We start from the raw sequence: 26,023 nt of genomic DNA, 5'->3' as shown, positions 1-26,023 counted from the left end.
GGAGGTTTTTCGTACATATTAATAAGTACTACAGGGCTACCATTTATAATCCTTGCAGGGAATTCTTAATACTGTAGTACTTATTTTTGGCTGAAGGGAGCGTTTTGTATGGATGAAAAGCAGTCGATGGAACAAATGATTGAAGATAAAGAGCAACATTATTCAGAGAAAGATTTTTTCAAAACGCTAAAAAAATATGGAGCTAAACTCGGGTTTAAAGGACTGCACACAGCAGCGACCTTATATACAGCACTAAAAAGTCCAAATATGTCAAAAGGCAATAAAATGATTATCCTTGGGGCATTAGGCTATTTCATTTTACCGTTAGATGTGGTCGCAGATATTTTACCGGTTGTAGGTCTATCCGATGATTTAGTCGTCTTAACAACCGCGCTAGCCAAAGTGTTTATGAGTATTGATGATGACATGAAAAATGATGCCCATGCGTTATTAAAGAAAACATTTGGTGAACGTTATGTATATGAAAAAGTAGATATAGTTGATATGCAATAGGACAAGTAAGGTTTCGCTAATAGGGCGAAATCTTTTTATTTTAAAAAAAATAGGTTATCGTAGTAATAAATAGTGTCAGGAGGGCGTAAATAAAATGGAATATACAGATCCAATGAAAAATCGCGTGAAGCGAATGGAAGGACAACTTCGAGGTGTTTTAAAAATGATGGAAGATGGAAAGGATTGTAAAGAGGTAATTACACAACTATCCGCAGTACGTTCAGCAGTTGATCGTACAATTGGCGTCATTGTAAGCACAAACTTAGTCGAATGTGTACGCCAAGCAGAAGGCGATGATGGAAAAGTAGATGAAGTGATCAAGGAAGCCGTTAATCTCGTTGTGAAAAGCCGCTAACATGGATGGATTGGGGAGAGTGTATGTTAAAGCGAATAACGATTCTTGTAATTTTACTGGTCTTTGCAAAGCCTGCATATGACGTGGCAAAGGATTTTTTGGAAACGAATACAATCACCGTTGACGAGGCAGTGATGCCTGTAACAACAGGACAAATTACAAAAGACGCACAAATAACAACACAATCCAAACAACTAGCTACATTACCAACTGAAGTAACATCTGTAGAACAGATGGCAGATGCATTTTACTATTATTTTAGCCGTTTTGAAACGAATTTTACGATTAAGTATAAGGGAAGTACAGCAGATATTGAGCGGATGTTAACACGCGCAACAGAAGATGCAGCAAAACGTGATACGTACATTGAAGGGCATTTAAGCAATCGAGAAATGGAATATGAATATCGAAAAATGGATGCCACAATCCGTGTGAAGCAAAGTTATTTAACGAATCCATCACAGGAGCAAAGTGTGAATGGACTAGTTGAATCCATTGTGGCAACACTTCAACCTGAACAAATGACAGATTTTGAAAAGGTGAAGTTTGTTAACGATTATATTGTACAAAATACAGTATATAGTGAAGACAGTGTGACCAGTTCACATAGTGCGTATGCAGTGGCCTATGAAGGAAAAGGGGTATGCCAAGGCTATGCATTATTTGCGCAAAGACTACTACAGGCACTGGGGATGGAATCAATGTATGTTGTCGGTGAAGTATATACAGGTGGCCATGCATGGAATCTCGTGAAAGTCGATGGCGAGTGGTACCATTTAGATACGACATGGAATGATCCTGTACCGGATCGTGGCAATGGTGTACAGTATGATTATTTCTTATTAAATGATGCAGATATGGGGATTGATCATACGTGGCAAGCGGTAGATTATCCGAAGGCAACAAGTACAAAATATCGTTATATGCATGTTGTACAAGATAGCTATGAAAAGGACAACTATATTTATTTCAGTAATACAGCTGATAATAACAAATTGTATAAAGTGCATAAAGACACAGGTGAAAGCGAGCGTGTAGCGGATGTCCGAGCATTGTTTATTGTCGGTGCAGGGGACTGGTTGTACTTTAGTAATTATTCGAATGGTGCGTACTTATCCAAAGTGCGCTTAGACGGAACCGAACTCACAACATTGCATAAAGAAGAAGTAAACAATTTATTCATCGAAGAAAATATGCTGTATTTTACAACAGCAGATGGATTAAAAAAAGCAGATCTTTAAACTTACTAAACGTTTTGTTTAGTAAGTTTTTTTGCAGTTTGCTATAAAATGATCAAAAAGAGATTCTATGCAAAATAGTCGTTTTCATCACGACTATTTTGCAGTAAGAATCTCATGGATCGTCATTTATTCATTTTTCGCTATGCAAGCTGTATGATAGGCTCTTTTGATGATATATTCGATCGGCTTTTCTTCGCATAGCTCGAATTGTACTTCAGGAAATAGATCGTGTACACTTTCTACGAACTTTTCGTAAATGATCGGGTTATGTTTCAATACACCGCCGTTTACGTAAAAGGTGTGTGCCCCCGTATGATAGCCTGCTTTTTTTAATGTGGTTGTTGCGAGTAAGGCTAATTCCTGTGCTGCTTCATGAGCGATTCTCACGGCTATATGGTCACCTTGCTCAATGGCTTGCTGTACATAAGCCCCGAGGCTGGCCAACTGTGCATTTGTATAATCGGCGCGATATAGCCAGTTCATGAGTGCGTCCACATCGGCTAACTGCTGTTCACGGAGCACCATATCCGTTAAAAGTGTCGCTTCATCACGACCATCTGCAGCGCGGAAAATGGCCTTTGCGACCTGCTGTCCAAGCCAGTAGCCGCTTCCTTCATCACCCGCACGATGGCCCCAACCACCTGCCCGCACAATTTTTACACCTGTATAACTAAAACAGATGGCACCAGTACCTGAAATGAGTAAGGTAGCAGGTAGCCCATTTGCAAGCCCTAGAAGAGTTGCTTCCACATCATTTTCTATAATGAGCTTTTGTGCAGTAAAAATAGAGTTTTCCATACTTGCTTCGACGATTTCACGTACGATACGGGCATCCTGTTTCGTATCAATACCAGCGATCGCAAATACCGCTACGACAAGGTCACGTTGGGCAATGGCAGTACTCGCCTGTGCTAATAACTGCTCAAAAACTTGTTGGACATGGTTTCGTCCAATTGCTTGATAGTTCGAGCCAGTGGACGTAGCAGAAAATAATTCCTCCCCATCCGTTGTTCGAAGTGTTAAAGTTGTTTTCGTTGCTCCACCATCTACAGCTAATATGATTTGGTTCAATTTGTATCCCAACCTTGTAACGTGTCGTCAAGTTTTTGTTCGGCTTGTAAAATGGCATCTACTTTATCACGTACCCATTCTGCCATTGTGGCCGCATCCTTTTCTGCTATTTTGAGTGAATGGCGCATCGTGTCAGGCGCTGGCCCACCTAGAAGTTTCCGCACATGAACGAAATACTCCGGCTTTAATGCGTTGTAGAAATCGTTTTTAGCAATATGAAGGGGTTTCCCTGTTACTTCAATCGATTGATCATTCGCCATTTCCCATGTTAAATTGGCAAGGGATTCTTCGTCTGCCTCCATTAATGTTCGAACACAGCGACTAACAATGCTGTGGGATTGACGGAAAGAGATCTTTTCAGAGCGTACGAGTGTATCTGCTAACTCTGTCACATTGGCAAAGCTATTTTGCGCACGCTTTAATAAATTGTCTTTGTTTACATTCATCGTAATGACTAAGCTACCAAATAACTTATAAACCCCAATTAGTCGGTCAATGGCACGCCATAAATAAGGCTGCATATCATCTTCTGTATCGACAATATCGCCAAATGGTGTGTTATGAATCATTTTTAACACCGTGTCTGTATCACCGACAACCGCTGATAAGAGGGAACGTGTATGCTCAATCGATACCGGGTTTCGTTTTTGTGGCATGATCGAGCTAATTTGTACGTACGGACTTGCTAGGCGGAATGCGTTGAATTCTTGCGTTGCCCATAGTAAGAAGTCCTGTGACGTACGACCAAGATTGAGTGCAGCAAGCTGTACAACACTTGCAGCCTCTGCAATATAATCGGCACCAGCCACTGCATCCCAAGCATTTTCAATAATGCCGTCAAAGGCAAGCAACTCTTGCATACGCTCGCGGCTAATATTAAAGCCTGTTGTTGTTAACGCTGCAGCGCCCATACTACTTTTGTTAATCGTACTATAGGCGGCTTGTAAGCGACCAAAATCACGTGTTAACTGATTAATGACCGCTTTTAAATAGTGCGCAAACGTTGTTGGCTGTGCTTGCTGTGTATGCGTATAGCCAATCATAATCGTATCGACATGCTCCTCGGCAAATGCAATCATGGAGGAGCGTAAATCTAACAGCTCTTGCATCAGTGATAGCAATTTTTTACGTAGAGTCATACGGTAAATCGCGATGCCCATATCATTGCGGCTTCTAGCAATGTGTAGATTTCCTGCTACATCACCGCCAAGCTCAATTAGTTTATTTTCAATACGGAAAAATAAATCCTCAAATTGTGGATTATAGTCCTTCGTTTTGTAATATTCTATATCTAATTTTTTGATTGCTTTACCGATTTTCTTCGCGTCTTCCGTTGATACAATTCCTTGTTCTTCTAACATTTTTAAATGGGCAATATGAATTTGCACCATCGATGTTAAAAAGTGTCGTTTGGCTTCGTCGTATGCAGGTTGCAAGACCATTTGACGGTAGCTATTGGATGGAAAGTGAATGCCTTCTACTTCGTTGATATGATTTTTGTAATCTTGGAAAAACATAATTTAACCTGCCTCCATTACATGCTATAAAAATAGTTATATTGCGGAACCGGCCGAACCTTTCGAAAGTTTCTCTGAAATTAGCAGTACAAGTAAAATTAATACAATTTGTAGCACACCGTATGCACAGGCTGTTCCAAATTTAAATGCGTAAAGCTTTTGGAAGATGGCGACAGATAAAGGGATTGTAGATGTACTGTAGAGCAATATAGATGCAACAAATTCGCCAATACTGTGCACAAATGCAAGTAGTGTACCAGCAATAATACCAGAAAGTGTTAATGGTAAAACAATTCTTTTGAATGTATACCACCACGATGCACCTAAGCTACGAGAGGCTTCTTCAACCGATTGGTCAAGCTGCATTAAAGAAGCGGATGTAGAACGAAATATAAGTGGTAAGTGGCGTACAAAATAGGCAAGTGGTAAAATCCAAAACGTCCCAATCAACACTTGATTAAACGTAAATACACTTTCTGTACTAAATGCCGCAATTAAGTTGACGGCAACAACGGTCCCTGGAAGTGCCCAAGGAATCATAATTAATACATCGAGTAAAGATTTCCCTTTAAAGCTTAGTCGAACCATTGCATAGGCAGCAGCGACACCAAAAAGAATATTGCCAACAGTTGCGACGGCCCCCATTTGAATGGAATTCCAAATAGGTCGCCACGTACGCTCATCTGTAAAGAGCGCTTTATAATGATTCAAGGTATATTCGGTCGGTAAAATTTGTACAGTCCATGTCCCGTCTTTCGAGAAGGAAATGAGTACTAATACTAATATCGGCAGAATTAGGATTAATGTTCCTAAAAAAGACAGGAAAATAGAAATATATTTTAACGGTTTGAATGTTACTTCTGAACGATGCACACTAATGCCTTTACTCAAGTTTTGATAATTGCGCCTATTTTGATACCAACGCATGAGTAATAAGAATAGAATCGATACAATCGATAAATTTGTCGATTGTGTTGCGGCCATATCTAAATTCCCGTTTGTGCGTGCTAAGTAAATTTGCATCGTCATCGTACGTTCTACCCCAAACATAAGAGGCGCTGTATACGAAGCCATCGATACCATAAATACAAGTAGAGCGGAGGCAACAATGGAAGGGGTGAGCATTGGTAAAATTACTTTTCGCCATACGCGAATACGGCTAGCACCAAGACTTGTTGCTGCTTCTTCCAGTGATGGATCGAGGCCTTTAATCGCAGCAGATGCTGTTAAGTAAAAATATGTGTACATCGTAAATGTGTGTACAACGACTACACCCCATATGCCTTTTAATGCAAAAGGCACTTCATCTAAATGGAATAGCTGTTGGAAAAAGCGCGGAAATATACCACTTTCCCCGTATAAGAACGTAAAGGAAAGGACACCTACAAGTGGTGGTAAGGCCATTGGTACGAGTACGAGGACAGCTAATAGTCTACGCCCTGGAAATTCATAGCGCTCGAGTAAAAAGGCCATCGTGACGCCAACAACCGCACAACTAATGACACTAAGAACCGAAATATACACGCTATTCCATAGTGCCTCTAAATTAGCTGAACTTTCTAAGCTGAAAAACTTCGCATAGTTCGCTAATCGATTGTCTCCAGCAAAGCTTTGTAAAAACGTCGAATAAAATGGATACACAACATAGGCGAATAAAATGAAAAATAATGGCGAAATCAATAAGTAAACAAAATACGGTGACTGTGTTGCACGTGACCACCAACTTGTGTGAGATGCTGTTTGCTGCTTCATTGTAATCGCCTCCTATTCTCCGAGAAAATACAGATTTCTCGGTGGAATATGTAGCTCCATTTCGTCTCCCACTTGTTTTAGCTGATTGCCACCATTAATAATCATCGCTTTAAGTGAGAGCCCATGTACATTGACGATATAATTAACGCTCAGTCCCGTAAATTCCAAAAATTCGATACGACCTTTGACCGTATTATGACCAGGACCTACTTCAAAGCCCTCAGGTCGTATAGAGACGTAAACTGTTTCACCAATAACGGGTGTTACATTTTTGGCGTAGTTTGTTGTGAGACCATGTAGGATAAGCCCATTGTCATGTTCAACAGTGATCACATCCCGGTCAATCGATTTCACCTTTAGTTCTAGCATATTAGTTTCCCCAATAAACGTTGCCACAAAACGGTTATTTGGTTGGTGATAAATTTCTTGTGGTGTGCCGATTTGTTTGACGACACCTGCTTCCATGACCATAATGCGGTCAGACATCGACATCGCTTCTGTTTGATCATGCGTCACATAAATCGTCGTTACGCCGAGTTCGGATTGAATCCGCTTAATTTCCACACGCGTTTCTTCACGTAATTTGGCATCTAGGTTGGAAAGGGGTTCATCTAACAATAAAATATCCGGTTCAATGACGAGTGCTCGTGCAAGTGCGACACGCTGTTGCTGGCCACCAGACAGTTCATTAATTTTACGATGACCATACTCAGTAAGATGAACGAGACTTCGGATACGATCGACTTTTTGTTTGATCGCTGCTTTCGGCATTTTCCGTACTTCTAAACCAAATGCAATATTTTCATCGACCGTCATGTGCGGGAAGAGGGCATAGTTTTGAAACACCATTCCGATATTGCGTTTATTTGGCTGTAATGTTGTAACATCTTGTTGATTGAAATAGACTTTCCCTGTCGTCGGGTAATAGAAGCCCGCAATCATTCGAAGGGTGGTTGTTTTCCCGCAACCACTTGGTCCTAAAAATGTGAAAAATTCGCCTGGTTGAATAGCAAGATTCAATTCACTCACACCAAGTACATTACCGAACTTTTTTGTGACATTTTCAATGCGAACACCTTTCATCATAGGCACCATCCTTTATGTTGAGGTATATACAATTCGTTCCGTCTGAATGAAGAGAAAAGGGTTGGTCCGAATACCCGGAGCAACCCTTACATCTGCAAACATCTACATGGTCAGTCGGAATATAACCTTTCGTTAATAGTTATCGCCTTTTCCTTTAATATTTGTATCCCAGTATTCCATCCACTCCGCTTCTTTATCGGCCATGACTTGCCAATCAATATCGAATGTCTTTAGCTCTAGCGCTTGATACCAATCAGGCATCGCTGCCAAATCAATATCTGTTCGTGTTGGAATTTGATAGTAATCATGTGAAAGCTCTGTCATCATCTCTTTATCAAATAAAAATTCCACAAAGAGCTGGGCGTTTTCTACGTTTTTGGCATTTTTAATAATCCCTACTGCATCGACTAAAATAGGGGCACCACTTGCTGGATAAATATAATCGAATGGATAATCGGTTGTATGTTTTTTCAATAAAATATCTTGTAAGTTCCATAGTGAAATCGAGCCTTCTTGACGTATTAATTTTAAATACAGCGCGTTTGGATCTTGTGTATATTCTTTTGTATTTTTATCTAATTTTGCGAGCCATTCATAGCCTTTTTCCGGTGTATCCGCTCCTTGACGGTAAATCATAGAGGAGTAGATCGTACGCATTGTACCGGATGCTAAAACACCACGAATTAAAATATCATCTTGCCATTTCGGGTCCAATAATTCATCCCAGTCTTGTGGTCCTTCCTCCGGTGTTAAAACATCACGGTTAATCATAATGACTTCCGGTAATAACATTTCACCAATCCAACGATTTTCTCCATCCCGATGTAATGGATCAATGGCTTCTACAAAGGACGGCTCCCAAGATTCTAATAAATCTTCATTGGCCGCGACCATCATCGCTGCCTGTGTACCACCCCACCAAAAATCACCTTGTGGGTTTGCTTTTTCACCGCGTGTACGCTCTAAAATTTGTTGGGCACCCATTGTCATGTATTCGACTTGAATATCAGGGTAGCGCTCGTTGAATTTCGCAATGACGTCTTGCACTAATCCTTCATCTCGCCCGGTATAAATGACGAGCTTACCAGAAGGGCTCTGTTCTACATTTTCTGTTATTTCGGTTTCATTGGCATCATTTTCTTCGTTGTTCTGCGTCGTTGTGTCATCTGATGTGTCGTTGCAGGCAGCTAAAAATACGAGGAGTACAACGAGTAATAAAGAAAGTAGTCCCCATCTTTTCATACTAAAAACCTCCTTGTTTTGAAGTTGCACCGACAAGCGCGGATATTTGCGCTTCTTAGAATCTTATAATAAGAAGTCGACTTTTATCCCTATATAAATAAAAAAAAACGATAGGTACATATAAATACAAAACAGTTAAGTATTATTTCCGAATAGTTATATAAGCTGTTAAGCATAAAAAATAACTTCACCGTATGAACGGTGAAGTTATCAGAATGTGTGCAAACTCAAATTGATTTCCGAAGAAAGCGAAGTGGAAGAAGCAAGCACGGCTTCAACTCTATAAACCAGTCGAACACTTCCGATATTTGTAGCGTTCATATCGTTGCCTTCGTGCTTCGCAAATACGTTGCATCCGGGTAAAATAAACTGGTAAGAGCAAAAGCCCACAGTAAACGGTCAAAACACTACAGTATTCAGTTAAAAAGGTTATTTTCAATATCAAACATATGTATTTGAGCTATGGAATAACATTAGCGCCTAATATTGAATGATCTTTTCATTGAATGACTCTTTCATTTCGTACAATTCATTCAGCTGCTCTTGGTAGGAATGGCTCATTAAAAAATATGTATCTCGATACTTTTCAGGTATTGGATAGATTTGAAGCGACATCGATTCCTGTTCGATTAGCCACTTTTTTAAGTAAATGATTTCGGATATAGAAAAATCATTTAATAGTACATCATATTGCTTAGTATGTATTTGAATTTGCGGCTCTATCATGGTTTTAAATGGATTTATTCGAGTCATACTTGGCATATGAGCAAGTTTTACTTTACTTCTAGTTGAAATGTTGACGACTGATACTTCAGACCAAGGAACATATTGATTGTGAAAAAAGAAAAAATGATTTTTTTTAATCCCCGTATCATTAATCGCAGTGTAAGACTGTAATAAAAGGACATTAGATAAGATAAGGAAAAATACACAAATAATAATAGTACGTTTGCTCTTTTTAAAGAAATATATGATCCCAATTAACAAAATCGATAAAAATACAATGAGTTGTTTGAGTGATTCATCATACGTTACATAAAAAAAATGAAATATGTTTACTAGAGCGTATTCAGCTAAATCCGTTAAGAATATACAAAAAATCATCATCATGATGGCTAAATATAAATGCTTATTTTTCAAGCTTTGCACATCTTGTGAGGTATCATCAATAATCATCTATTTCCTCCATCTTAAATACTAAATAACTTCACCGTACGAACGGTGAAGTTATGTAAGCATAATTATTTCTCTGCTTGTTGTTGCTGATTTTTTTTCATGGCGCGCCATCGTTCTAGCCCGATAAATGCGCATGCACTACTAAAGACTAAGTAAATCGTTGACACTAAAATATCTGATTCCCAATAATGTAACACTTGTGTAAAGCCGATAATGGCTACTGCAAACGCTGCGAGCATATACAGTTTTGCATTTTTCTCCATTGAAAAGCCCCCCTAATGTTCATTAAAAAATCGCCTTAAATCCATTATGCTGAAGTGTATCACCTAGTATTCTTAAGTGATTGTTTACGCATCGAGAGGTAGGATGGTAGGATCATCCCGACTAGTACAAGCACAATACCAAACAGTTGAAGTGCTGTCACAACCTCATGAAGGAAGATGACAGAAACAAGAATCGCTACAGGTAATTCCATAGCGCTTAAAATGGATGTTAAGCCACCTCCAACTTTCGGCACCGCAATAGAGAATAATAAAATCGGCAAAATAATCCCGAAAAGCCCGAGTGCTAGTCCGTATTTCCACAGGCCGCTTGTTAGCTGTCCGTTCCACATAATCTCTGGAGATAAAAAGATACTAATCACAATGAGTGCGACAAAGGATACGATAAATGTTCGTGTGATGTTAGTCATCCCTGTTACTTGGCGCGAGTTAATTTGAATAAAAATAGAGAAGGTTAGTGCAGAAGTTAAACCGAGCGCCCAACCTTGCCAAGCAATTGCTGTTAAGTCAACATCTAAAACCCCTGCTGCTAAAATCGTTCCTGCAAATAAAAACAGGAGTGAAATCACCTCAGCTCGTGTCGGAAGGCGTTTTTTTAGTGCACAATCTAATAATAACCCTATCCACGTGAATTGGAATAACATGACAACGGCAAGTGATGCAGGTAAATAATTTAATGACTGTCCGTATACCATCCCTGTAGTAGCAGTAAAAATCCCGGCGAGTACTAGTATCGCCCAGCCTTTTAGTTGAATATCCGGTAACTTACGTTGTGTTACCAATACTAGAAGCAATGCTAGTAAAAAGCCAAAAATATATTGACTTGAAACTACCTCTGAGGAAGTATAACCATCTTGCATCCCTAATTTCACGATAGTAGATAATATGCCGTAACTACTAGATGCAATGACAATCATAAGGGGATAAATTATATTTAGTGGCATGTTACGATACTTCCTTTACCATATGATAGAATTTTTCGCCTATGATTTCCCACGGTTCTGTCACGACGAAACCTTGTTGTTCATATAATTGACGGGCTTTTATTTTTGCTTCGTCTACATTTAATGAAACTTTTTTGTATCCACATTTTACTGCTTGCTCCTCAGCAAAATGTAGCAGTTTTGTACCGATCCCTAGTCCACGTGCATGTGATGCTACACAAATTGTATCAATATAATATTCATCGTCATGTGCCTCTAGATCAATTTGAAGAGACGAGGCATGCTTTTGTTGCAGTTTCTTCATTAAAAGTGCATCTAATTCTTTCCCTGTTTGTCCATCATATAAAACAATGATGCCTAAAATTTGTTCATTGCGACAAGCAACAAATGTATTGCGATATGTGTGACGGTTATCGTCAGCACGTACAAGCTCTTCTAGTTCTGTCATTATATTTTGTAGATTATGCTCGCCCGTGAGTCGGCCTGCGATATCGCCAATTGCATCATAAATGAGCGGTGCAATACGTGGTGCATCCTGAGGTGTGGCTTGTCGGATATTCAGATCTATATTCATTATTGATCGCTCCCTTTCGAACAAAGTATAACAAAACTATGAACAATGTGCCGACATATGTCCAATGTTAGAATAGTACAAAACTTTAATAACCTTAGGATTTTATGATAACCTAGATAGAACATTATCTTCGGAGGTTAGACAACTGATGACTCAGTTAAGCAAGGATTTTATTTTAGTTTACGGAGACGCTTTTGTTGATTATATAGCGAATGATGCGACAAACACTTCATTCACAAAATTTTTAGGGGGCGCAACGATTAATGTCGCAGCTGGGATTAGTCGGATTGGTGCGCCTTCAGCACTCATTACGATTACGGGTGATGATGAAACATCCCAATTTGTACGACATGAAATTAAAAATGAGGGAGTAAATCTAGATTACGCTGTATTTGTACCTGAAAAACGGGTGAGTGGTGTATATGTCCATCTAAAAGAAGATGGTGAACGCGTTTTTAAGGATTATGTAGATGAGGCACCAGATTTACAAGTAACGGCCCAACATTTACATGAGGAAGCATTTAAACGGGCGTCTATTTTTAACTTTTGTTCGGGCACAATGTTCCATCCAACAGCCCTTGCCACAACACGTGCTGCAGTAGAAATGGCTAAGCGTCATGATGCCATTATTGCTATTGATGCCAATATCCGTCCGCTTCGCTGGAGCAGTGAATCCTACTGCCGTGAAACCGTTGTATCATTCTTTCAAGATGCCCATATTTTGAAACTAACAGATGAAGAATTATTTTTCTTAACCGAAGTCAATTCGATTGAGGCGGGGTTAGCAATGTTAAAGCCATTAAATATCCCCATTATTCTGATCACGGTAGGCGCAGACGGTACGTACGCCGTGTTAAACGGAGAAGTAATGCATGTGCCCGTTGAAAAAATCGTACCAGTGGATACAACAGGCGCAGGTGATGCGTTTATGGCAGGTATCATGCGCTATGTTCACTATAATGGTTTACCAACAACGAAGGAATCTCTTGATAACTGTGTGTCCTTTGGGAACAAGCTTGGGGCAATGGCTGCAACAAAACCAGGTGCATTAACAGCGCTTCCACGTTATGATGAGATTAAAAACTTATTATAAGGTGGGGTTCATATGTACGATGAACTAATTGCAGGACGCGTGTATTTTGGGGGTGCCGATGATACAGAGCAAGTCGTCCGTGACAAACAGGTCGATAAAGTGATGGATGTACGCGTAAACGGTCGAGTAGAGCCAGTAGATTACACATATATTCATAAACCGATTGCAGATGAAAGTGAACACATTGCACATTCGATTAAACGAGGTGTCGAGGAAGTCGTAAAAGCGTACGAAGCGGGAGAAAAAATTTACTTCCACTGTGGTAGTGGGGGTGGACGAGCAGGCGTCATGGCCGTTGCTACGTTAATGGAGCTAGGCGTAGCAGAATCATTAGATGAAGCCGAGACAATCGCTAAACAAGCTAGACCAAAAGTAAACATTCGCCCCAATATGCGTGAGGCATTAGAAAAATTATATAAATAAATTAAAACAAAGCCGCCCTTAATGGGTGGCTTTGTTCGTTAATATTATCAATTTTAATCAGGATGTGTCTTTTAAATGGAAATATAGAGTCCTTATTGATTTTTTTAAACAGGTTTATGTTTTTCAATAAAAATAACAACGCTTTCTTTTACATCCTCTGTTTGAAATACTTTGCCGAAGTAGTATGCTTCCATTTCTACCTCTTTTCTAGTCAGCAAGTCCCCATTGGTTTTTTAATGATGAATTTTTTAGTTCATAAAATTATTTCCTTTGTTTGCAAGCTACCTACTAAAAAGAAGTTAGGAATGAACAAGGATTTTGTCTATGAAGTCAAGAAATGAATAACATACATTGCAAACATAAGCAATTTATAGTAGGTATACAAAGGGAGGGGAAATAGGTGAGGGATAAGGTTGTATTCATTACAGGTGGTGCAGGGGGCATTGGTTATCAGATGGCAACCTCTTTTTTAGAGGCTGGAGCACAGGTGATGCTTTCGGATATAGATGCGGAGCAGTTAGATCATGCTGTCAAAACGTTTTCTGGAAATGTAAAAGGGGTCGTATGCGATGTTTCGAAAGAAGAAGAGGTAAAACAAGCCATTTCTTATACAGTTGAGCAATTTGGAGCACTTGATATTTTAATTAACAATGCAGGATTACAACATGTAGCGTTCATTGAAGATTTCCCTGCTGAGAAGTTTGAACAAATGATTAAAATTATGCTGGTTGGACCATTTTTAACGATTAAGCACGCCCTACCTTATATGAAGAAGCGCAATTTCGGAAGAATTATTAATATTGCCTCAATTAATGGTTTGATTGGATTTGCGGGGAAGTCAGCGTATAATTCAGCTAAGCATGGGGTTATCGGTTTAACGAAAGTAACAGCGTTAGAAGTAGCGCATTATAATATTACAGCGAATGCCATTTGTCCAGGGTATGTAGATACACCGTTAGTACGTGGTCAATTTGAGGAATTAGCACAAACAAGAAATATTACAGCTGAACAAGTATTAGAGGAAGTATTATATCCATTAATTCCTCAGAAAAGATTACTGGATGTAGAAGAAGTCGCTGCTGTCGCTAAATTTTTAGCGAGCGACGAGGCAAGAGGAATGACAGGGCAATCGCTTGTACTCGATGGTGGCTATACAACACAATAAATTTTAACTTACAGGAGCAATGAACGTATGAGAGCACACGTCATTGCTTTTTTATATTCATCCTAACTTACATGTCAAAAGTAAACCATTAGTTGACAAATGCTAATAAAGTAAACAATCAATCGCTATTTTCCTCGTATATTTTTGGATATAGTACTAGTAAGAGGAGCTGATCATATGAAACACTTTCAATTTTCATCTGTATTTTCGACAAGGCGTAAGGAACTTAGGGTGACACAAGAACAAATTGCCGAGTATGTAGGTGTATCGAGAGCGGCAGTTTCCAAATGGGAAAAGGGACTGAGCTATCCTGATATTACGTTATTACCGAAGCTGGCGACATATTTCAATGTGTCGATCGATACATTACTTGGATATGAGCCACAGTTGACGAAAAAACGGATTACGATGATGTATCGTGAACTTGCTAACCAATTTAGTCAGCAGTCATTTGAAACCGTGCAAGAAGAAATGGAGCAGTTACTAACAGAGTACTACGCTTGTTTTCCATTCGTCTTAAAGATGGCCCAGCTTTACTTGAATTATCATACACAAGCAACACAGCCGAATACGATTTTAACAAGGGTGCAGGAGCTTTGCGGAAGGGTAAAGGAATTGAGTGAAGACTATCAGTTAGTGAATGAAGCCGTGATGATTGAAGCATCTGCTATGCTCATGCAGGGGCAAGCACAAGAAGTCCTTCACATTTTAGGGAAGGATGTGCCCATTCAATTTGGTACGGAACAACTCATTGCCATGGCACACACGATGCTTGGGGATACAGCGAAAGCAAAAGAAACGTTGCAAGTCAGTATGTATCAACATGTCATGCATATGATTTCATGTGCAACAGAAAATTTAATGTTGGAAGTAGGGCATGTAGAGAACTTTGATGAAACTGTACACCGCACGGAAAGTTTTATCCAAATTTTTCACGTGGAACATTTAAATGTAAATGCCCCGCTTGTTTTTTATTTAAAAGCAGCAGCGGGCTATGTGATGCAAAATCGTTTAGAACGTGCACTTGAAATGATTGAAGCGTATTGTCGTATTTGTTATCAATTAAAATTTCCAATTCAACTTCAAGGAGATGCTTATTTTTACTTACTATCCGACTGGATGGAAGAACATATACAGCTAGGCGGGCAAGCACCGCGTGATGATCTTTCCATTAAAAAGGATTTAGTCAATAGTTTAACGCAGCAACCTGTGTTTGCACCGTTATACGATGATCCAAAATATAAGGCGATAATAGCGAATTTGAAACACCATTTAAAAATAGAGGAGGAAAATGAATGTTAGAGGAATTAGCAAATATTAATTGGGGACTTATTGCACCGTTAATTGTAATCCAAGTGATATTAGCCATCGTGGCATTAATTGACTTAGCACGTATTCATGCTACGAATGGTCCAAAATGGGTATGGGTGTTAGTGGTGGTATTCATTAATACAATCGGTCCAATCGTTTACTTTATCTTCGGGAGAAAAACGTCATGATTACGGTACGTGATTTAACCAAAACATTTGGTACACAAACCGCTGTATCCAATGTATCATTCAAGCTTGAACAAAACACATCGACAGCATTAATTGGTCCGAATGGGGCAGGGAAAACAACGATTTTATCCATGTTAACAGGGTTACTGGCACCAACAAGTGGTACGGTTGAAATGGAAGGTGTAAAAGATATTCGAAAAGAAATTGGCTTTCTTCCACAGTACCCACAGTTTTTCCCGTGGTTAACAGCACTTGAATTTACAGAGATGGTGGCTAAATTGAGCGGTATGTCAGGTCGAGAGGTAAAAAAAGAAGCACAAAAGGTACTATCCTTTGTTGGACTTGAAGAGGCAATGCGTCAAAAAACATCGACATTTTCAGGTGGTATGAAACAACGACTTGGAATAGCACAGGCCATTGTCCATAAGCCTAAGTTATTATTACTTGATGAACCAGTATCAGCGCTCGATCCAGTCGGTCGCCGTGAGATGATGAATTTATTAAAAGAGTTGCAACAGCAAACGACGCTATTATATTCTACGCATATTTTAAATGATGCGGAGGAAATGACCGACCAGCTGCTATTTCTACGAAAAGGTATTATTGTTGAGCAAGGCTCGCTAGCAGACATCCGAGAGCAATTTGATGTGGCACGTTACAAAGTTGAATTTGAAACAGAAGCGGAGGCTCTGCAATTTTCTTCCCAATCTGAATTTGCTGCCACACCCGTGAACAATTGTGTGTATGTTGAAATCATAGAAGAACGTCCAACAATGCAGCAATTAATGGCACAATTAGTAGCATCACCGTTTCATGTGAAACAAGTGAAGCGTGTAACCGTAACACTGGAAGACATTTTTATGAAGGTGGCGGGACAATGAGTAATTTTATTACATTATTTAGCAAGGAATGCCGTGAAGCATGGCGTGGATTTAAATTTTTATGGATGCCCTTACTATTTATTGTTTTAGGGATAAGTGATCCACTCATGAATTATTTCATGGAAGATATTTTGAATACAGTCGGTAATGTACCAGAAGGCTTTTCGATTACATTGCCTAATTATTTACCGATTGATCTTTTATATGCTTCTACTGGTCAGTTTCAATCTATTGGGTTAATTGTTCTTGTCGTCACATTTGCAGGTGCGATTAGTCGGGAACGACAAAATGGTACAGCGACACTACTCTATGTAAGACCGATATCCTTTGCAACATTTTTTATAAGTAAGTGGGCAGTCGCTAGTTTACTGGGCATCATGAGTGCTATTGCCGGTTATGCAGGGAGTATGTACTATACAGCCATTTTATATGGTCCAGTGGAAATAGGTGCATTTATAAAAATGGTACTCACATACTGTGTGTGGATTTTGTTTATAGCAGCGGTCACGATGGCGTTAAGCGCCATGTTTAAAACAGCGATGGCAATCACAATGGCAATTGTGTTATTACCGATTGGATTAATAATTGATTCACTCATCGGTAGTTTTTGGAGCGTGACACCGTGGAAGCTTGCCACATATGGTGTACAGTTTATTAGTGGCAGTACAAGTGAGCATTATACAATGACACTCATACTCACATTTGCATTAATGGTGATGGCCATGGTTATCGGAATCGTATTTGTGAAAAAGAATGCTGCCACAACAAAAATATAATAAATGAATTTGAGGTGCTTACGGAATATAAGCACCTTTTTCGCTTGCCTTATGATAGAAGTTCAATGATGAGGTAATATCTTGAATTCAGCATTATGCTGGAGAGTATCTTTAGTTGTATCATGTGTAATTTCAATTCGTTAAATCAATCACATGACACCTTTTGTTAATAACGATACATCACTGGGTGCAAGTTTACATTTTAGTGAACGGTGGACTTTTCTTATTTTCAAGGTGTTTAATGTGATTTTCTCCCCATTCATGTAAAGCCTGCATCAGGGGACCGAGTGTTCTACCGTATTCAGTAAGTGAATATTCGACTTTGGGCGGGACTTGTGCGTATACAACACGTTTTATTAAATCTTGTTCCTCAAGCTCACGGAGATGAAGTGTCAACATTCGTTGTTTAATATCAGGTATTCGTCTTCTTAATTCATTAAATCGAAGCGTTCCTTCTACAAATAAATGTAGCAGAATAAGGGGCTTCCATTTACCAACAAATGTACTAAGGGCAGTTACGACCTCGCATTGATGAGGATCCATATCTTTCTTCAAATTGTTCATCTCCTTTCAGTACTCTTTTTGATACTAGGTCACAAAAATGTGCATACTTACATTCTTTTTCTCTTCATTTTAAAATATCATTATAAGGCAATTTTTACAATTTTTAATAAAGGGGATGTTGAATATGACACAATTAGCTAATCAAGTAGCACTCGTCACGGGTGCTGGAACAGGTCTAGGTCGAGCAATTGCAAAAGCCTTAATAAATGAAGGATTTACCGTTGTTTTAAACGGTAGACGTGAGGACAAACTACGAGAAGTCGAAAAGGAAGTGGGGGAAGCTAAAGTCATTGTTATTCCAGCCGATGTAACAGACGAAGAAAGTGTCAACGAGCTTCGAAACAGACTGCTGGAACTAACGGGAGGGAATTTAGATGTGCTGGTGAACAATGTCGGGGGCGTTCCGGCTATGGGGCGGGTTGATGATTTAACGTTAGAACAATGGAAACAAGTTATTGATAAAAACTTAACAAGCCAATTTTTAGTGACAAAAGCATTTCTACCTGCCTTGCGTCAGAATGGAAATGGAAAAATAATTTCCGTTACCTCTGCTATGGCCCATTTTTATATGAACGGATTTAGTGCTTATTCAGCCAGCAAAGCAGGCGTTGAATCGCTCATGAAAACCATTGCCGAAGAAGAGAAAGACAATGGAATTGAAGTTCATTTGTTTGACCCCCAAAATGTCATATCAGAAGCAAACCCTCAAGGAGAGAAGGATCCATCGGAGGTAGTAGGTTCATTAATTGAGATGATAAAATAATTTTTATTCCAATTATTAACGCGTAGAAGAAGCCAAAATATATTGCATTTCATAAAAGCTCTCTCCTTTTCATCGCTGTAGAAATTTGACTAGCATTGAGAATATTAAGCCATCAGATGGGATTATGTAATAATACTTAGATTTAAATGACTGGATTGCTAGTCCTTTTTAAGTGCAGTTGAAGTATATCGCATCAAAAGTAAAATACACATATCCCTGGTCTAAAGAAGACTGGAGATATGTGTATTTTAGTTAATTACGATCAAATATGTTGGTCGCTTTAAAGGTGTAGCTAAAGTAAATAAATTTTACACGTTACTATTAATAAGCGCTGCCACTATTGAATGAAGGGAATCCCCCTTGACGTAAGTACGCTGAGACTTAATTGATATTTAAATGTGAGAAAATTAGGAATATAATAATGTTAGGTACAGGCTACTAATGACTTTAGAGAAGGGAGATGAGTAGTGATGACGGTCAAAAATTCAGATCGTTTTTTAACAGCATTCAATCGGATTGATCATACAATGCGTAATATTATAGGGGCAAAAGACTTTATGCCGTTTTATCGGTTAGTGGATCAGGCGAAGAAGAAAAGTCCACTTATCCGAAAATATGAGGATGATTTACGTTCCTATGCGGATTTACGAAATGCTATTGTTCACCATCGTACATCACCAGAATACGTGATTGCAGAGCCGCATAATCAAGTGGTAGAAAGAATTGAACATATTGATGAAGTTCTTGCTCGTCCAAAGCTTGTCGACCAAATGTTTAGAAAACATGTCATGTCGTTTCAAACGACAGATTCTTTGCAACATACATTAAAGGCCATTCGCAAACGTAGGTATACACAATTTCCGGTATATGAAGGAAACGTGTTCCAAGGTCTTATTACAACAGTAGGTATCACAAACTGGCTAGCCACCTCCATGGTAGGGGCATGTCTACCGAAAAAAACACCCATCCTGCAAGATATTTTGCACCATGAAAAAAATCAAGTAAACTATAAATTCATAAGTAGGTACATAACGATTTATGAAGCAGAAGAAATTTTTAAGCAAGGGGTAGAACGTGGTCGCCGTTTTGAAGCACTGCTTATAACAGAGCACGGAAAGCCACAACAAAAATTAATTGGGATTGTGACGCCTCTCGATATTATGAAGGTAGATTAAGAGGTGCGTTTTGTTTTTTACTTACATAAAGGGAACCATCTTCTAATACTTGGGCTAAAAAAACATCTTCTGCGCTCGTAATATTTTTCTTTTTTAACTTTTTCATGAGCCAATCTTCGGTTAAATTTAGTTCCATTAAATTTTTGAATATAATTTTTCCGTCACAAATGACTTCCATTGGGATATATTGTGCAGGGGCTGTATTAGCTTTGACATCTTGCTTTGTGGCATTGGATACGGCTACTTTTTTCATAATGCTCAGCTCACCATTTGTCTCAAAGACAGCATAATCAACTTCTGCTGCTGAAAATATACTTTGTTCTCGTAGCAGCATTAAGAGCTCATCAATACTGAGTCGGGCTTTTTTGAGATTATCAGGAAGAATGGTACCGTTTTGAATAATAATTGTTGGTTTATCATCAAAAAGTTTACGTAATTTGAATGATTTAAGGGATAAGTAACTAATAAGTAGGGTTAATATACCCCACCAAATAAGGGAGATTAGACCGTCCCAAAAAGGTGTTTCAGCTTGTGCGGCAATTTCACTTGCGATTGAGCCAAATGTAATACCAGTTATATAATGGAAAAAAGTTAATTGACTGAGCTGTTTTTTTCCGATAATACGAGCTAAAAATAATATTGCGAAAAATGCGCCTGTTGTTCGTAGCAACATTTCAACAAAGTTTATTTCCATAATTCTCACTCCTTAAAGCGTAGGATGAGCGAAAAAAGGCAAACTATACGGATATTTTATATATAGAAAGTGTGAAAAAAATGACGACTGCTATACCTATGACCAAATTGAATAATCCTGTGTACCCGATGATGATTGCCATTGGTGTTTGTCATTTAATCAATGATACGATGCAATCGGTTATTCCTGCGATGTTTCCGTTATTAGAACGGGACATGGGGTTAACTTATACGCAACTTGGATTCATTTCATTTGTATTAAATATGTTTGCCTCTGTATTACAGCCTGTCGTAGGAGCAATAACAGATAAAAAGCCGTTACCATTTGCGTTGCCGCTAGGAATGGTAAGCTCTTTCATCGGTATTGCATTGCTCGTTTTTGCGCCTAACTACCAGATGATTTTAATAGCAGTCTTATTTTTAGGACTCGGTTCAGCTGTCTTTCATCCAGAAGGCTCCCGTGTATCTTTTATGTCTGCAGGGAATAAACGAGGTCTCGCTCAGTCTATCTATCAAGTGGGTGGGAATTCTGGACAAGCGCTTGCGCCGTTAATTAGTGCTTTTTTAATTTTGCCATTTGGCATGTATGGGGCATCGGTTGTGCTTGTTTTCACGGCCATTGGTATTTTTATGCTAACTAAAATTGCTATTTGGTATCGGAAGCAATTAGAAGAAGAGAAGCTTTCAAAGGTCAAAAAGATGCTCGTTTCGTCACTACCGCCATTAACAAAAAAGCAAGTAGGGATGGCACTTAGCTTGCTATTAGTTATCACGTTTGCCCGTTCATTTTATACAACAAATATTACAAATTTTTATGTGTTTTATTTGAAGGGTCACTATCATTTACCGATTGAAACAGGACAAATGCTCATTTTCCTATTTATGGCTTTTGGCGTAGTCGGTACGTTTTTTGGTGGATCCTTATCAGATCGAATTGGTCGTAAAAATGTGATTTTGTTGTCCGTTGTGGCACCAATCCCACTATGCTTAGCTTTACCGTATGTGCCGCTTTGGCTAGTTGTCGTGTTATTAATTGTTATCGGTTCGCTGCTAATGATTAGCTTTTCTGTGACGGTTATTTACGCACAGGAGCTAGTACCATCTAAAATTGGTACAATGGCAGGCTTAACGTTAGGGCTTGCATTTGGCATGGGGGCCATTGGTTCGGTCGCCATTGGTAGGTTAATAGATAAAATCGGGATTGAAACAACGATGAGTGTAATTTCATTGTTACCTATTTTAATGCTAGTGGCGTTTGCGCTACCGAAAGATACGGTAGCGAGAGGATAATTGAATACTCGCCATGATGAACTGGGGCTTAAGTATATACTTAAGTCCCCTTTTATTTTTAGGGGAGCCATCTATTAAAAAAAGCTGTCTCCATAAGGAAACAGCTATACTTTAGGGTTAGATGATGGTTTAGCACCGACTGGGATTTTTTGTGGATTTACGACAATCCCTTCTGTAATAGTTAATTCATTCATCTTATTGGCATAAGTAAATTTGAAAATCCCATTATCAAAATCTGTGCCGATTTCTTTAAAGAAAATCCCTTCAATCGCCGCAAATTTTGGGCATGTAAATGCGATTTTAAAATCCTCTTCCGATTCTATTAAATAAGCGCGAACGCCTTTTTCATAAATATCATAGGAATCATCTTCTGTTGGTCGCTTAATGGCAACGATGTGAAAATCAACAAATGGCACCTCTTTTAATAAGACATTTAAGAATGAACCTTTTGTGATTTCTTCCCAACGACTTTGCGCGCTTTGTCCAACAATAATTTGTGTAACGTCATAGTTGCGTGCTACTTCATTAATGACTTTTTGGATCGGTCGTTTTTCATTATCTAACAGAATAAACTTTTCTACTTGAAGCTCTTCTGCAAGTTGTTTCCAACGTTCAATGTAGCCAGATTTTTCAGCATCGAATGCATCAAGTGGTTTTGGATCTACCGTTAATACATATAATGGACAGTCGAGCAATGTTGCTAGTTTATGTCCTCTACGAATAAGACGTTCCCCGTTCAATCCGTAGTACACACACACTAAAATACTTTCATCCATTCGACCTTTCAAATGCTTCATCTTAGTCTGCACCTCTTTTAAAATAATAAAATCTATCTGTTTATTCATATGAGCAAGAATGTGATAGAAATAGCAAATTTCCGTTTTAATTAGAACGATTGCAGTGCAACGAGCACATTTATATTGTATACTATATTTTGTATGGCTTATTAACAGTATGTAATGTTTTTATGATTTTTGATAAATAACCAAATGTTACGTACGAAATTGTTTTGCTTCATCTATATGACACCTTATTATGAAGTGAGTTATATCGTTAGTCAAGCTTGTTCGGAATTTCCATTTTTTTCTTTAAAAATTCATATTTTAAGCTGTTTTAGGAGGTTTTAGTTTGTGACAATTATTTTGGCCATTATGCTTCCATTTCTTGTTGCAGCTTGTATCCCGCTTATCTATAGGCGATTTACAAAACTGCATATTGGCTGGTTCGTGCTAGCGGTACCAGTGCTTTTATTTGGATTATTAGCTACATATATCCCTCATATTGCGAAGGGGAATGTCTACACCTATACACTAGAGTGGATCCCCTCGTTCCATATAAACTTTGCGACATACTTAGATGGTTTAAGCATGATATTTGGCTTGCTGATTACAGGTGTCGGGAGTTTAGTCATTTTATATTCAATTTTTTATCTATCCAAAAAAGAATCGTTACATCATTTTTATTGCTACTTGTTGCTCTTTATGGGAGCGATGTTAGGCGTTGTTTTATCGGATAATTTAATCGTACTGTATGCATTTTGGGAGTTAACAAGTGTCTCTTCGTTTTTGTTAATCGCATTTTGGCATCATCGTAAAGCTTCTCGTGCAGGTGCACGTAAGGCGATGACGATCACGGTGATCGGTGGTGTTGCGATGCTTGTTGGTTTTTTAATGCTATATGCCATTGCAGGCACGTTTAGTGTTCGAGAAATGATTGCGAATGTTGAACTATTACAGGTGCATACGTTATTTATTCCTGCGATGTTACTCGTCTTACTAGGTGCTTTTACAAAGTCCGCACAATTTCCATTTCATATTTGGCTACCAGATGCGATGGAAGCCCCTACACCTGTATCAGCTTATCTGCACTCCGCTACAATGGTCAAAGCGGGTATTTATATCGTAGCGCGCACAACACCTATTTTTGGTGGACATGAAGTATGGTTCTGGACGGTCAGTTTAGCAGGCATTATAACGCTTTTCTGGGGCTCCTTCAATGCAGTCAAACAATTTGACTTAAAAGCATTACTTGCATTTTCAACGGTTAGTCAACTCGGACTAATTATGTGTTTATTTGGTCTTGGTTCCGCGGCATTAAACCTCGGTTATTCTACAGAGTCTGTTATTTATACGCAAGCAGTCTTTGCAGCGTTATTCCACTTAGTGAATCATTCAACATTTAAGGGTGCGCTATTTATGATGGTCGGTATTGTCGACCATGAAGTCGGGACACGTGATATTCGCCGTTTAGGTGGATTGATGGCATTAATGCCATTGACCTTTACCATTGCGGTGATTGGTAGTTTTTCAATGGCAGGCCTTCCACCGTTCAACGGTTTTTTAAGCAAGGAAATGTTTTTCGTTGCGACGTTAAATATTGCACAGGTCAATATTTTTTCTCTAGAAACGTTCGGGCTCTTATTCCCGATTGTGGCATGGATTGCCAGTGTATTTACATTTGTCTACTGCACGATTATCGTTGTACGCACATTTTTTGGAAAACTACAGCCAGAGCGTTTGGAAAAGCCACCCCATGAGGCACCAGTCGGTATGCTCATTTCACCATTTATATTGGTTGGCTTTGTTATAGGTATATTCCTATTTCCTAATATACTGGGACACTATATTTTACAACCAGCGATGGCAAGTATTTACCCGACGTTTCCATCCGCTGAACAGTTAACGCCACATATTCATGCTTGGCATGGCATGAAACCGGAATTATTCATGACGATCGGTGTCGTCATTGCCGGTATTGTGTTGTATGTGACATTAAAAAAATGGCGACCAATGTATCGTGTGTTTCCGGAAAATTATACGTTGAATGCTATATATGAACGTGTGATTGGGACGAGTGAATCGGTTTCAGGGAGCATGACGCGTCGTTATATGAATGGTCATTTAACGTATTACTTTATGTATATTTATATTTTCTTTGTTGCCGTTGTTGCGGGCTATTTCTTATTATCAGATGCATTTAGTTGGGACCCGGCACAAGATTCACCGGTTGACTATTACGAATTGATTTTGGTATTTATCATGATATTTGCGGCAGTCATGATCTTGTTTGCGAAAGGGCGCATTACAACGGTTTTACTAAACGGTGTACTAGGATACGCTGTGGCATTTTTCTTCGTCGTCTTCCGAGCACCCGACTTAGCGTTAACACAGTTAGTCGTAGAATCTGTAACGACCGCTTTATTCCTCATTAGTTTTAAGTTTTTACCGGATTTACGACCGGAAAAAGCACCACGAAAAGTCGTATTGTCAAAAGCCATTGTATCTATTTGCGTTGGGGCAACGGTCACGTTCATCGGTCTTGCGGTGATGCATTATGAAAAGTTTTCAGCCATTTCAATATACTTTGAAAATGCCTATGAATTAGCAGGCGGAAAAAACATTGTTAATACCATTTTAGGGGACTTCCGGGCATTCGATACGATGCTAGAGGTTGTTGTGTTATTTATTGCTGGTCTTGGTATTTATACCATTATTAAATTAAAGGCAAAGAAAGGGGACACAGACGTTGAAAATTAATGATGTTATTTTACGAACGGTTGTAAAAGGTGTTGTATTTATTGTTTTAACGCTCGGTGTCTATCTCTTCTTTGCTGGGCATAATGCGCCAGGCGGAGGCTTTATTGGCGGGCTTGTATTAGGCTCAGGGATTGTGCTTTTATATATCACATTTGATATTGAAACCGTACATAAAGGCATGCCGTTCGATTTTAAAAAGGTCGCTGCACTCGGTGTTTTCCTAGCAACAGGAACAGCAATCGGGTCGCTCTTTTTTGATGCGCCTTTTTTAACACAAACAGATCAGTACTTCGACCTCCCGCTCCTTGGCAAAACGCATGTATCCACCGTCATGATTTTTGAAGCAGGTGTTGCGTTAACGGTGATTGGGACATTAGTGACAATTATTTTAAGTATAAGTGAGGATGAATAAT

At 38.9% G+C, this 26,023-nt stretch carries 27 protein-coding genes; 15 read left to right on the top strand and 12 right to left on the bottom strand.

Going from position 1 to position 26,023, the window contains the following annotated elements:
* Nucleotides 1-108: 108 nt before the first annotated feature.
* The 3 genes from AC3II9_RS08790 (at nucleotide 109) to AC3II9_RS08780 (ending at nucleotide 2,109) form a co-directional block, all read left to right on the top strand.
* Nucleotides 109-513 carry a YkvA family protein gene (locus tag AC3II9_RS08790; protein WP_489154889.1) on the top strand — a complete coding sequence of 135 codons (405 nt, stop codon included), beginning with the start codon at nucleotides 109-111 and terminating at the stop codon, nucleotides 511-513.
* 94 nt (nucleotides 514-607) lie between these two features.
* Nucleotides 608-868, top strand: a complete 261-nt coding sequence (locus AC3II9_RS08785; protein ID WP_391372730.1) for a metal-sensitive transcriptional regulator — start codon at nucleotides 608-610, stop codon at nucleotides 866-868.
* A gap of 23 nt (nucleotides 869-891) precedes the next feature.
* On the top strand, nucleotides 892-2,109 hold the full coding sequence (locus AC3II9_RS08780; protein ID WP_489154887.1) for a transglutaminase domain-containing protein: 1,218 nt from the start codon (nucleotides 892-894) through the stop codon (nucleotides 2,107-2,109).
* Nucleotides 2,110-2,235: 126 nt separating this feature from the next.
* On the opposite strand, the gene AC3II9_RS08775 is transcribed toward AC3II9_RS08780, so the two are convergent.
* From AC3II9_RS08775 to AC3II9_RS08735, 9 genes are all read right to left on the bottom strand, one after another.
* The gene (locus AC3II9_RS08775; RefSeq protein WP_489154885.1) at nucleotides 2,236-3,180 is read right to left on the bottom strand and encodes an N-acetylglucosamine kinase; all 945 of its coding nucleotides are present in this window, start codon (nucleotides 3,178-3,180) and stop codon (nucleotides 2,236-2,238) included.
* Nucleotides 3,177-4,697: an argininosuccinate lyase gene (gene argH / locus AC3II9_RS08770; RefSeq protein ID WP_489154883.1), complete on the bottom strand. Its 1,521-nt coding sequence runs from the start codon at nucleotides 4,695-4,697 to the stop codon at nucleotides 3,177-3,179. The genes AC3II9_RS08775 and argH overlap by 4 nt, the downstream gene beginning before the upstream one ends.
* A 36-nt stretch (nucleotides 4,698-4,733) precedes the next feature.
* Nucleotides 4,734-6,449 (bottom strand): ABC transporter permease, encoded by a 1,716-nt coding sequence (locus tag AC3II9_RS08765; RefSeq protein WP_489154881.1) that lies wholly within the window; start codon nucleotides 6,447-6,449, stop codon nucleotides 4,734-4,736.
* A gap of 12 nt (nucleotides 6,450-6,461) precedes the next feature.
* Entirely contained in the window at nucleotides 6,462-7,532 is a 1,071-nt protein-coding gene (locus tag AC3II9_RS08760; protein ID WP_489154922.1) for an ABC transporter ATP-binding protein, read from the bottom strand.
* Between the two features lie 135 nt (nucleotides 7,533-7,667).
* On the bottom strand, nucleotides 7,668-8,777 hold the full coding sequence (locus tag AC3II9_RS08755) for an extracellular solute-binding protein (protein WP_489154879.1): 1,110 nt from the start codon (nucleotides 8,775-8,777) through the stop codon (nucleotides 7,668-7,670).
* 480 nt (nucleotides 8,778-9,257) lie between these two features.
* Entirely contained in the window at nucleotides 9,258-9,953 is a 696-nt protein-coding gene (locus AC3II9_RS08750; protein ID WP_489154877.1) for a hypothetical protein, read from the bottom strand.
* Nucleotides 9,954-10,018: 65 nt separating this feature from the next.
* On the bottom strand, nucleotides 10,019-10,216 hold the full coding sequence (locus AC3II9_RS08745; protein ID WP_431028672.1) for a hypothetical protein: 198 nt from the start codon (nucleotides 10,214-10,216) through the stop codon (nucleotides 10,019-10,021).
* Between the two features lie 59 nt (nucleotides 10,217-10,275).
* Nucleotides 10,276-11,178 carry an EamA family transporter gene (locus AC3II9_RS08740; protein WP_489154876.1) on the bottom strand — a complete coding sequence of 301 codons (903 nt, stop codon included), beginning with the start codon at nucleotides 11,176-11,178 and terminating at the stop codon, nucleotides 10,276-10,278.
* A 1-nt stretch (nucleotide 11,179) separates the two neighbouring features.
* Nucleotides 11,180-11,752: a GNAT family N-acetyltransferase gene (locus AC3II9_RS08735; protein ID WP_489154874.1), complete on the bottom strand. Its 573-nt coding sequence runs from the start codon at nucleotides 11,750-11,752 to the stop codon at nucleotides 11,180-11,182.
* 148 nt (nucleotides 11,753-11,900) lie between these two features.
* Here AC3II9_RS08735 and AC3II9_RS08730 point away from each other — a divergent pair, with 148 nt between their 5' ends.
* The 7 genes from AC3II9_RS08730 (at nucleotide 11,901) to AC3II9_RS08700 (ending at nucleotide 17,589) form a co-directional block, all read left to right on the top strand.
* Nucleotides 11,901-12,845, top strand: coding sequence for a carbohydrate kinase family protein (locus AC3II9_RS08730; protein WP_489154872.1), 945 nt, complete (start codon nucleotides 11,901-11,903; stop codon nucleotides 12,843-12,845).
* Between the two features lie 12 nt (nucleotides 12,846-12,857).
* A complete protein-coding gene (locus tag AC3II9_RS08725; protein ID WP_489154870.1) occupies nucleotides 12,858-13,268 on the top strand; it encodes a protein-tyrosine phosphatase family protein in 411 nt (136 codons plus the stop codon).
* A 400-nt stretch (nucleotides 13,269-13,668) separates the two neighbouring features.
* Entirely contained in the window at nucleotides 13,669-14,433 is a 765-nt protein-coding gene (locus AC3II9_RS08720) for a 3-hydroxybutyrate dehydrogenase (protein WP_489154868.1), read from the top strand.
* A 177-nt stretch (nucleotides 14,434-14,610) separates the two neighbouring features.
* Nucleotides 14,611-15,735: a helix-turn-helix domain-containing protein gene (locus tag AC3II9_RS08715; protein ID WP_489154866.1), complete on the top strand. Its 1,125-nt coding sequence runs from the start codon at nucleotides 14,611-14,613 to the stop codon at nucleotides 15,733-15,735.
* Complete coding sequence (locus AC3II9_RS08710) at nucleotides 15,729-15,932, top strand: PLD nuclease N-terminal domain-containing protein (protein WP_489154865.1); 204 nt, start codon at nucleotides 15,729-15,731, stop codon at nucleotides 15,930-15,932. The genes AC3II9_RS08715 and AC3II9_RS08710 overlap by 7 nt, the downstream gene beginning before the upstream one ends.
* On the top strand, nucleotides 15,929-16,813 hold the full coding sequence (locus tag AC3II9_RS08705) for an ABC transporter ATP-binding protein (protein WP_489154863.1): 885 nt from the start codon (nucleotides 15,929-15,931) through the stop codon (nucleotides 16,811-16,813). Before AC3II9_RS08710 ends, AC3II9_RS08705 begins: the two co-directional genes overlap by 4 nt.
* Nucleotides 16,810-17,589 carry an ABC transporter permease subunit gene (locus AC3II9_RS08700; RefSeq protein WP_489154861.1) on the top strand — a complete coding sequence of 260 codons (780 nt, stop codon included), beginning with the start codon at nucleotides 16,810-16,812 and terminating at the stop codon, nucleotides 17,587-17,589. Before AC3II9_RS08705 ends, AC3II9_RS08700 begins: the two co-directional genes overlap by 4 nt.
* 195 nt (nucleotides 17,590-17,784) lie before the next feature.
* Here AC3II9_RS08700 and AC3II9_RS08695 read toward each other — a convergent pair whose 3' ends face one another.
* Complete coding sequence (locus tag AC3II9_RS08695; protein WP_489154920.1) at nucleotides 17,785-18,132, bottom strand: winged helix-turn-helix transcriptional regulator; 348 nt, start codon at nucleotides 18,130-18,132, stop codon at nucleotides 17,785-17,787.
* Nucleotides 18,133-18,277: 145 nt separating this feature from the next.
* Here AC3II9_RS08695 and AC3II9_RS08690 point away from each other — a divergent pair, with 145 nt between their 5' ends.
* The gene (locus tag AC3II9_RS08690; RefSeq protein WP_489154859.1) at nucleotides 18,278-18,916 is read left to right on the top strand and encodes an SDR family NAD(P)-dependent oxidoreductase; all 639 of its coding nucleotides are present in this window, start codon (nucleotides 18,278-18,280) and stop codon (nucleotides 18,914-18,916) included.
* Between the two features lie 470 nt (nucleotides 18,917-19,386).
* Complete coding sequence (locus AC3II9_RS08685; protein ID WP_489154857.1) at nucleotides 19,387-20,091, top strand: CBS domain-containing protein; 705 nt, start codon at nucleotides 19,387-19,389, stop codon at nucleotides 20,089-20,091.
* Here the strand turns inward: AC3II9_RS08685 and AC3II9_RS08680 are convergent.
* Nucleotides 20,075-20,785, bottom strand: coding sequence for a YetF domain-containing protein (locus AC3II9_RS08680; RefSeq protein WP_489154855.1), 711 nt, complete (start codon nucleotides 20,783-20,785; stop codon nucleotides 20,075-20,077). The genes AC3II9_RS08685 and AC3II9_RS08680 overlap by 17 nt on opposite strands.
* Nucleotides 20,786-20,865: 80 nt before the next feature.
* Here AC3II9_RS08680 and AC3II9_RS08675 point away from each other — a divergent pair, with 80 nt between their 5' ends.
* Complete coding sequence (locus tag AC3II9_RS08675) at nucleotides 20,866-22,074, top strand: MFS transporter (RefSeq protein WP_489154853.1); 1,209 nt, start codon at nucleotides 20,866-20,868, stop codon at nucleotides 22,072-22,074.
* Nucleotides 22,075-22,178: 104 nt separating this feature from the next.
* Here AC3II9_RS08675 and AC3II9_RS08670 read toward each other — a convergent pair whose 3' ends face one another.
* Nucleotides 22,179-22,871 carry a universal stress protein gene (locus tag AC3II9_RS08670; protein ID WP_489154851.1) on the bottom strand — a complete coding sequence of 231 codons (693 nt, stop codon included), beginning with the start codon at nucleotides 22,869-22,871 and terminating at the stop codon, nucleotides 22,179-22,181.
* Nucleotides 22,872-23,204: 333 nt separating this feature from the next.
* On the opposite strand from AC3II9_RS08670, the gene AC3II9_RS08665 reads away from it, so the two are divergent.
* Together AC3II9_RS08665 and AC3II9_RS08660 are read left to right on the top strand one after the other, a co-directional pair.
* Nucleotides 23,205-25,610: a Na+/H+ antiporter subunit A gene (locus tag AC3II9_RS08665; RefSeq protein ID WP_489154850.1), complete on the top strand. Its 2,406-nt coding sequence runs from the start codon at nucleotides 23,205-23,207 to the stop codon at nucleotides 25,608-25,610.
* Nucleotides 25,600-26,022 carry a Na(+)/H(+) antiporter subunit B gene (locus tag AC3II9_RS08660; RefSeq protein WP_489154848.1) on the top strand — a complete coding sequence of 141 codons (423 nt, stop codon included), beginning with the start codon at nucleotides 25,600-25,602 and terminating at the stop codon, nucleotides 26,020-26,022. The genes AC3II9_RS08665 and AC3II9_RS08660 overlap by 11 nt, the downstream gene beginning before the upstream one ends.
* The last annotated feature ends 1 nt before the right edge of the window (nucleotide 26,023 follow it).

The sequence above is a fragment of the Lysinibacillus sp. RU7 genome, from assembly GCF_057837305.1.
Note: the sequence above shows the minus strand (reverse complement) of the source record. Positions and strands in the feature narration are given on the sequence as shown.